Here is an 8,932-nt window from a genome sequence, read left to right as displayed (position 1 = left end):
GGCTCACCCACCTGGGGTGAGCCGGCCCGCTCCGCGTTCCAACGGTATGCCGGATTCTCCGGACCGCGCGTAGGGTCGCGCCATGGACCCGGAGCGTTCGTTCCACATCTCGCCGGTCACGCCGGACGACCTTGCTGACCTGCTGCCCCTGATGCGGGCCTACTGCACGTTCTACGAGAGCGACCCGACGGACGAAGACCTGCGCGCCATGGCCACCGCCCTTCTCGACGAGGGCGCGGGCGGCACCCAGCTGATCGCCCGCGACGGCGCCCGCGACGGCTCGCGCCAGGCGCTCGGCCACGCCACGATGCTCTGGAGCTGGGACACCACCCTCGCCCAGCCGCTCGCGGTGATGGAGGACCTGTTCGTCACGGCGCAGGCGCGTGGTCGGGGAGTGGGGGCCGGACTCATCGAGGCGTGTCGTCAGCTCGCGGCCGACCGGGGGATGGGCTGGCTGGCGTGGGAGACCGCGCCGGACAACGAGACCGCCCAGCGGCTCTACGACGGGCTGGGGGCTCAGCGGGACACCTGGTACGCCTATCGCCTGTCGACGGACCGGCCCGCATCCTAGGCTGGGGCCATGCAGAGTCCGCTCTTTGACCAGGCCAACCTCGAAGTCCAGGCGCAGCAGCGGTTCGCGCTGCAGAACCCCCAGATGCTGCGCGTCCACCTCGGCGGTGACGTGCTGGCGGTCAAGGGGGCGATGGTCTCCTACCAGGGCCAGATCCGCTTCGACCACGAGAAGGCCGGCAGCGTCGGCAAGCTCTTCAAGAAGGTCGTGACCGGCGAGGACGTCTCGTTGATGCGGGTCTCCGGCGAGGGCGACGTCTTCTTCGCGTCCGAGGCCGGTTTCGTCTTCCTCATCGACCTCACCGGCGACGCGCTGTCGGTCAACGCCCGCAACCTGCTGGCCTTCGACTCCAGCATCGAGTGGGACATCAAGCGGGTGCAGGGTGCCGGCATGCTCAGTGGCGGGTTGTTCAACACCACCCTCCACGGCACCGGGACGGTCGCGATCCACACGGTCGGACAGCCGGTGATACTCGACTGCAGCCAGCAGCCCACCTACGTCGACGTGCAGGCCTGTGTCGGCTGGTCGGCCAACCTGGTGCCCCAGGTGGTGTCGAGCATGAACGTGCGTTCGATGCTGCGTGGCGGTTCGGGCGAGGCGTTCCAGTACGCGTTCTCGGGACCCGGCTTCGTCGTCGTCCAACCGAGCGAGTGGACCCCACCCGCGGCCCAGAGCGGTGGCGGCGGAGGCGGGTTCAACCTCGGCGGCCTGCTCGACGGATGAGCGCCCCCACGCCGCTTGCCGACGCCGAGCTCGTCGCCCGCCTGCGGGCGGACCTGGCCGCCGCGGCATACACGGTCGAGACGGTCGGCGAGCTGCTGGGACCGCTCGCGGCAGCGGCCCTCGCCCGTGAGCAGGTGCTGCCCGCGCAGCGGGTCACGGTCGACGTCGGCACCCCGCTCGCCACCCTGGTGCGACTCTTCGCCCTCGGGGACGCCGTCGACAGCGAAGAGGCGGCGGCCGCTCTCCCGACCCTCGGCCTGGCCGGCGCGGCGTCACTCGGCCTGGTGCAACCGCAAGGCCCGGGGGTGGTCGCCACCTGCGACCTGAGGCCCTACGGCGACGACGACCACGCCTGGTGGATCGCTTCCGACCTCACCGAGCTGCAGACCCGGGCGCCGCTGCGCGAGGACCACGTGCTCGGGATCGGGGGCGCTTCGACGACGTTGGCTTCCTGGACCCCGCGACCGGCCGTCGAGCGGGCCCTCGACCTCGGCACCGGCTGTGGGGTCCAGGCGCTCCACCTGGGTGCGCACGCCGGGCAGATCACGGTCACGGACCTCTCCACCCGGGCGCTGGACTATGCCCGGTTCAACGCCCTGCTCAACGAGTGCGTGTGGGAGGTGGTCGAGGGTTCGATGCTGGATCCCGTTGCGGGACAACGCTTTGGGCTGATCGTCAGCAACCCGCCGTTCGTCATCACGCCCAGGACGCCCGACGTCCCGCTCTTCGAGTACCGCGACGGAGGGCAGGCCGGCGACGCCATCGTCGCCGACCTCGTGCGCTCCATCGGCGCCCATCTCGAGCCCGGTGGCGTCGCGCAGTTCCTGGGCAACTGGGAGGTCGTCGGTGAGGCCGACTGGCGGGACCGCGTGCGCGGCTGGGTGGCCGGCACCGGACTCGACGCGTGGATCGTCCAGCGCGACGTGCAGGACCCGGCGGAGTACGCCGAGACCTGGTCTCGCGACGGAGGTCACCACAGTGCGACCACCGAGTTCGCGACGATGTATGCCGCGTGGCTCGACGACTTCGCGTCGCGGGGCGTGAGCGCGATCGGCTTCGGGGTGATCACCCTGCAGCGGCCGCTGGAGGAGCGGACGCCCTTCGTCGAGCTGACCGAGGCGACCGGGCCGGTGGCCTCGCCCATGGGTCCGCACGTCCTGTCGGGACTGCGGGCCCGCACCTGGCTGGCCGAGCACACCGACGACGAGGTCCTGGCCGTCGCGTGGCGCTGCGCCGACGACGTGACCGAGGAGCGACACGGCAAGCCGGGTGCCGAGGACCCGTCGGTGATCCTGCTCCGGCAGGGTGGCGGCCTGCGTCGGGCGGTCCGGCTCGACACAGTGGGGGCCGCGCTCGTCAGCGTGAGCGACGGGACGCTGGCCGCGGGCGCTGCTCTTGCTGCCATCGCGGAGCTGCTCGGCTCCGACCTGGGCGAAGTGCGCGCCGCTGCAGTGCCCGTGGTGCGCGAGCTCGTGGCCGACGGCCTGCTGGTCTGACGTCCCCTGATTCCCCTCCCCGCGCCGGGGAGTCCTGAGTGAGTGGTGACCGGGACATTCGTCATGGCCGGGTGTGTTTGCGCAGGTGGAAAACAGAGTTGTGAGTGAGTGCTCACTCACTCATACTGAACACCATGTCACCCCGCGCCCCCGCGATGGCCCCCGACGACCGCCGGGCTTCGATCATCTCCGCCACGATTCCGCTGTTGCGGGACAAGGGCCGGGGGATCAGCACCCGCGAGATCGCCAAGGCGGCCGGCATCGCCGAGGGCACCATCTTCCGGGTGTTCGAGAGCAAGGACGAGATCATCCACGCCTGTGTCCACGAGGCGTTCGACACGGCCGCCGTGAAGGCCGAGCTGGCAGCCGTGGACCGGGACCTGCCCCTTCGCGAACGACTCGCCGCCGCGGTAACCGTCATGCAGACCCACCTCCAGGGCATCTTCGCCCTGATGAGCGTCCTGCAGTCGTCCGGTCAACCGCTGCACCGCCCGATGGACGCCAAGGCGCTGCGACGCCGCCAGGAGGGGACGGCCGAGCTCGACGAGGCCTTCACCGCCCTCATCGGTGACGATGTCGCCCTGCTGCGGATCCCGGTCAAGAACTTCATCGGCTACCTGCGCATGCTCACGCTCTCCAGCGTCCATCCGATGCTCGACGGCCAGGACTCCACCGCGGCCGAGCTCGTCGACGTCGTCCTCGAGGGCGCTCTCGCCCGCTCGACCACCGCAACGGCGTCGCCCACCGCGACTGCGTCGCCCAACTCCAGGGGGAAGAAGTAGTGCTGATCCGGATCATTCGTGACTACCTGAAGCCCTACCAGGGCCTCGTCGCAGTCCTCGTCGGGCTGCAGCTCGTCGGGACCATGGCGTCGCTCTACCTGCCCAGCCTCAACGGACGGATCATCGACGAGGGCGTCGCCAAGGGGGACACGGGCTACATCGTCAGGACCGGCGGGTGGATGCTGGCCGTGTCGCTGGTGCAGATCGTCGCCACCGTCGCCGCGACCTACCTGGGGGCGAAGTCCGCCGCCGGCCTCGGGCGCGACCTGCGCGCGGGGATCTTCGCGCGGGTGGGCGACTTCTCCGCCCAGGAGGTGTCGAGGTTCGGCGCCCCCACGCTGATCTCCCGCAACACCAACGACGTCACCCAGGTGCAGACGGTCGTCTTCATGGGCGCCGCGATGATGGTGTCGGCTCCGATCATGATGGTCGGCGGCATCATCATGGCGCTGCGAGAGGACGTCGGGCTGTCGTGGCTGGTCGCCGTCGCCGTGCCGGCGCTGGCCCTGTCGGTGGCCCTGGTGATCCGCAAGATGATCCCGAACTTCCGCCTCATGCAGGAGTCGGTCGACTGGGTGAACCGCGTGCTGCGCGAACAGATCACCGGCATCCGGGTGGTTCGGGCCTTCGTCCGCGAGGACCACGAGCGGGCGCGGTTCGCCGATGCCAACACGCAGTACACCGGGACGGCGCTTGCCGTCGGTCGCCTGATGGCGCTGGTCTTCCCGATCGTCATGCTGATCTTCAACGCCTCGACCGTGGCCGTCCTGTGGTTCGGGTCGCACCGCGTCGAGAACGGCCAGATGCAGATCGGCGAGCTGACCGCCTTCATGAGCTATCTGATGCAGATCCTCATGTCGGTCATGATGGCGACGTTCATGTCGATGATGATCCCCCGCGCGGCGGTGTCGGCCGGCCGGATCACCGAGGTGCTAGACACCGACTCGACCGTCGTCCAGCCCGCACGGCCGGTTGCGATCCCCCGCACCGGAACGAGCGTGGAGCTGCGTGACGTCGAGTTCTGCTATCCCGGCGCGGATGTGCCTGTCCTGCAAGGCGTTTCATTGACCGCCGAGCCAGGGCGCACGACCGCCATCATCGGCAGCACGGGTGCCGGCAAGTCGACGCTCCTGTCACTGATCCCGAGGCTCTACGACGTCACCGGCGGGTCCGTCCTGCTCGGCGGGGTCGACGTCCGGGACGCGACGCTCGAGGACGTCTGGTCGCGGATCGGACTGGTCCCCCAGAAGCCCTACCTCTTCACCGGGACGGTCGCCTCCAACCTGCGCTACGGCGATTCCGGGGCCACCGACGACGAGCTGTGGGAGGCGTTGCGCATCGCACAGGCGGAGGACTTCGTCCGGGCCATGCCCGAGGGCCTGAACGCGCCGATCTCCCAGGGCGGCACCAACGTCTCGGGCGGGCAGCGCCAGCGGCTGGCGATCGCGCGGGCGCTGGTCTCCAGACCTGAGGTGTTCCTCTTCGACGACAGCTTCTCGGCCTTGGACCTGTCCACGGACGCGAGGCTGCGGTCGGCCCTCAAGCCGGTCACGCGGCATACGGCGGTGATCGTGGTGGCACAACGGGTCTCCACCATCATCGATGCCGACCACATCGTCGTCCTGGACGACGGCAAGGTGGTCGGCGCCGGGCGACACGACGAGCTGCTCGAGACCTGTCCGACGTACGTCGAGATCGTCGAGTCCCAGCGATCTGCAGAGGAGGTGGCGGCATGAGCTCGGAGGGCGTGAAGACCGAGGAGGAGAAGGCAGCTGAGCTGCGGCGCGGACCGGTGGCGAACGCCGCCCAGCGGCGCGGGCCCATGTCGATCGGCCTGCCGTCGGAGAAGTCGCGGAACTTCGGCCCCTCGGCCAAGCGACTGCTGTCCCTGCTCCGCCCCGAGCGGGCAGCCCTGTATGCCGTGTTGGCGCTGGCTGTGTGCAGCGTCGCCCTGAACGCCGTGGGCCCCAAGATCCTCGGCAAGGCGACCGACCTCATCTTCGCGGGGGTGGTCGGGAAGTCGTTGCCGCCCACCGCTACTCGCACCCAGGTCGTCGAGGCGCTGCGCGCCCGCGGTGACGACAAGTTCGCCGACATGGTCGCCAGGATGCCCCACCTCGTGCCCGGCTCTGGGATCGACTTCGGCGCGGTAGGCCGCGTGCTGCTCTTCGTGCTTGCGCTCTATGCCGTGGCGAGCGTGCTGTCGTGGGCGAGCGGCTGGATCCTCACGGGTGCCGTCAACCGCACGATCTTCATCCTGCGTCGTGACGTGGAGGACAAGCTCAACCGACTGCCCCTGCCGTACTTCGACGCGCAGCCGCGCGGTGAGCTGCTCAGCCGCGTCACCAACGACATCGACAACGTCGCCCAGAGCCTCCAGCAGACGATGAGCCAGCTCCTGACGTCGTTGCTCACGGTGGTCGCGATGGTCGGGATGATGCTCTACATCTCGCCGCTGCTCGCCCTGATCGCTCTCGTCACCATCCCCGTGTCGATGTTCGTCACGGCCACCATCGGCAAGCGTTCGCAGAAGCACTTCGTGCAGCAGTGGAAGAGCACTGGCGAGCTGAACGCGATCGTCGAGGAGACCTTCACGGGTCACCAGCTGGTCAAGGTCTTCGGCCGGCAGGACGAGGTGCGCGCGGCGTTCCGCACCAAGAACGACGACCTGTTCGATGCCGGCTTCGGCGCGCAGTTCATCAGCGGCATCATCATGCCGACGATGATGTTCATCGGAAACCTCAACTACGTCGTCATCGCCGTCGTCGGTGGGCTCCGGGTGGCGAGCGGGTCGATGAGCCTCGGTGACGTCCAGGCGTTCATCCAGTACTCGCGTCAGTTCACCCAGCCACTGACCCAGGTGGCGTCCATGGCGAACCTGCTCCAGTCCGGAGTGGCCTCTGCCGAAAGGGTTTTCGAGGTCCTCGACGCTCCCGAGCAGCGGCCCGACGCAGCCCAGCCGACGACCCTGGACGACCCGCACGGGCGGGTGCAGTTCGAGGACGTGTCGTTCTCCTACGACCCGGCCAACCCGCTCATCGAGCACTTGGACCTCACCGTCGAGCCGGGCCAGACGGTGGCCATCGTCGGTCCGACCGGGGCCGGCAAGACCACCCTCGTCAACCTCATCATGCGGTTCTACGAGCTGGACTCCGGGCGCATCACACTCGACGGCGTGGACATCACCGACCTGACCAGGCACAACCTGCGTGGCGAGATCGGGATGGTCCTGCAGGACACCTGGCTGTTCGGCGGCACCATCCGCGAGAACATCGCGTACGGCAGGCCGGGCGCCAGCGAGGAGGAGGTGGTGGCTGCGGCCACGGCGACCTACGTCGACCGGTTCGTGCACTCCTTCCCCGACGGCTACGACACGGTGCTGGACGCCGAAGGCGGGAACATCAGCGCCGGCGAGAAGCAGCTCGTCACCATCGCCCGTGCGTTCCTGTCCGACCCGGCGCTGCTCATCCTCGACGAGGCGACCAGCTCGGTCGACACGCGCACCGAGCTGCTCGTCCAGAAGGCGATGTCGGCGTTGCGGCAGGACCGCACCAGCTTCGTCATCGCGCACCGGCTCTCCACGATCCGCGACGCCGACGTCATCCTCGTGATGCGGGACGGCCAGATCGTCGAGCAGGGTTCGCACGACGTCCTGCTCGCCCGAGGCGGTGCCTATGCGGAGCTCTATGCCGCGCAGTTCAGCGGCGCTGCCGTGGACGTGGACACGGGGGAGGCTCCCGCACCTGACCTGGCCGGCGCCAAGGTCTGAGTCCGGACACGAACCAGTCGGTATGCCGCGTGGCCGCGTCGACCACGCGTCATACCGACGTCAGCCCTCAGGGATTGCACTCCGCGGCCGCGGGCTTTGTGCCGTTGAGCAGAAAGGCCGTCATGGCCGAGTCGACGCACTCGATCCCGGCGAAGGCCGCGGTGTGGCCCCAGATCCCCACCCGCAGATGGCTGGATCCCGGCAGCAGGCCGCGCACCTGGTCCGCGCCTTCGCGCGGTGTCGCCGGGTCGGCGGCGTTGCTCACGAGGAGCGCCTTGGCCCCGGTCGCCGACGGAAGCCCAGCCTTGGGTAGCGGGCGGGCAGGCACCGGCCAGTCGGCGCACGCGGCCGCGTCCGTCGCGAGCATGCGGCCGAAGGTCGGGCTGGCGTCCTCGAGGGCGAAGCGGTCTGCGTCCCTGACATCGGGACGCGGAGCATCCAGGCACGTCGTGGCCAGGAACAGGCCGTTCTCGACGTTGCCCGGGAGCGTGCCAGGAACGAGGGCCACCTTGTCCGAGAGCGCGACGAACGCGGAGGCATCGCCCTTGCGCAGCCCGGCCACGGCGTCCGGGAGGTCGAAGGCGAGGTCCGGTGTGTACAGCGCGTTGAACATCACGGCCGTGAACCGACTTTCGTCGACCGCGTGGGCGGCGTCGCGGCCCTTGATCGGCACCGGTTTGGCATCCAGCGACCTCTGCAGTTCGTCGAGCGCAGCAAATGCGTCGTCTTCAGACGAACCCAGGGAGCACTTCTCCTCGACGCAGGCCGCGACGAAGTCGAACAGGGCGTCCTCGGCCGCCACCGCACGTGCCTTGGCCGCGTTCACCGGTGACTGGCCGGGGACGACGACACCGTCGAGCACCATCCTGTGCAGCCGTGCCGGAAACAGTCGCGCGTACTCGTAGCCCAGGAGGCTGGCGTACGAGAAGCCCAGGATGTCGATCTGATCGACGTCCAGCGCCGAACGGAGGATGTCCACGTCGCGGGCGAACTCCTCGGTCCCGAGGTGCCCGATCAGGGACGGTTGTCGCTGCTGGCACGAGTCGCCCAGCCTCTTCAGGTGGGCCGCGAAGGCGGTGCGCTCAGCCTCGTCGTCAGGGGTGCCATCCAGCGGGGACGTCCAGGTCCGTGCCTCTGGGTCGGTGCAGCTCAGGTAGCCCGATTCGCCGACGGCACGGGGGTCGATGGCGACGATGTCGAACGCGTCGCGCACGCCGTCCGGGAGCGCATCGGCCAGGTCGCTGATCGTCGCGGTTGCGGGTGCGCCGGGACCGCCCGGGTTGACGACGAGAACACCCTCGCGCTTGGTGCGGGCCTGGACGCGCGCCACGGCGAGCTCTTGCTGACCGTCGCCCGGGGCCGCGTAGTCGGTCGGGACCCTCAGCCGAACGCATTCCGACTCGCCCTTGACGGCCTCGCCCGCCTGGAACGACTCGCCGTGGCCGCACCCGCGCCACGCAAGGCGCTGCGCGGCATACCCACTCGGCGCGTCATCGGCCTCTCGTCCGGGGTCTCCCGAGCAGGCGGTGGCGGTGGCGACGACGAATGCGAGCGAGGCCCCGAGGAGGCGCGTGGAGTTGCGGTGCTTCAT

General features: G+C 69.5%; 7 protein-coding genes. 6 read left to right on the top strand and 1 reads right to left on the bottom strand.

Annotated features, from left to right (window positions below; translation table 11 throughout):
* Nucleotides 1-82 precede the first annotated feature (82 nt).
* The 6 genes from AC1DYG_RS08805 (at nt 83) to AC1DYG_RS08780 (ending at nt 7,341) form a co-directional block, all read left to right on the top strand.
* Nucleotides 83-571: an N-acetyltransferase family protein gene (locus tag AC1DYG_RS08805; protein WP_477639470.1), complete on the top strand. Its 489-nt coding sequence runs from the start codon at nt 83-85 to the stop codon at nt 569-571.
* Nucleotides 572-580: 9 nt separating this feature from the next.
* Entirely contained in the window at nt 581-1,294 is a 714-nt protein-coding gene (locus tag AC1DYG_RS08800) for an AIM24 family protein (RefSeq protein WP_477639469.1), read from the top strand.
* Complete coding sequence (locus AC1DYG_RS08795; RefSeq protein ID WP_477639468.1) at nt 1,291-2,790, top strand: DUF7059 domain-containing protein; 1,500 nt, start codon at nt 1,291-1,293, stop codon at nt 2,788-2,790. Before AC1DYG_RS08800 ends, AC1DYG_RS08795 begins: the two co-directional genes overlap by 4 nt.
* A 134-nt stretch (nt 2,791-2,924) precedes the next feature.
* A complete protein-coding gene (locus AC1DYG_RS08790) occupies nt 2,925-3,572 on the top strand; it encodes a TetR/AcrR family transcriptional regulator (RefSeq protein ID WP_477639467.1) in 648 nt (215 codons plus the stop codon).
* Nucleotides 3,572-5,308: an ABC transporter ATP-binding protein gene (locus AC1DYG_RS08785; protein WP_477639466.1), complete on the top strand. Its 1,737-nt coding sequence runs from the start codon at nt 3,572-3,574 to the stop codon at nt 5,306-5,308. The genes AC1DYG_RS08790 and AC1DYG_RS08785 overlap by 1 nt, the downstream gene beginning before the upstream one ends.
* Nucleotides 5,305-7,341, top strand: a complete 2,037-nt coding sequence (locus AC1DYG_RS08780; protein WP_477639465.1) for an ABC transporter ATP-binding protein — start codon at nt 5,305-5,307, stop codon at nt 7,339-7,341. The genes AC1DYG_RS08785 and AC1DYG_RS08780 overlap by 4 nt, the downstream gene beginning before the upstream one ends.
* A gap of 67 nt (nt 7,342-7,408) precedes the next feature.
* Here AC1DYG_RS08780 and AC1DYG_RS08775 read toward each other — a convergent pair whose 3' ends face one another.
* Nucleotides 7,409-8,932 (bottom strand): alpha/beta hydrolase, encoded by a 1,524-nt coding sequence (locus tag AC1DYG_RS08775; RefSeq protein WP_477639464.1) that lies wholly within the window; start codon nt 8,930-8,932, stop codon nt 7,409-7,411.

The sequence above is a fragment of the Pedococcus sp. P1_H8 genome, from assembly GCF_056405175.1.
The sequence above is the reverse complement of the archived record's forward strand: the minus strand, read 5'-3'. Positions and strand labels throughout refer to the sequence as shown.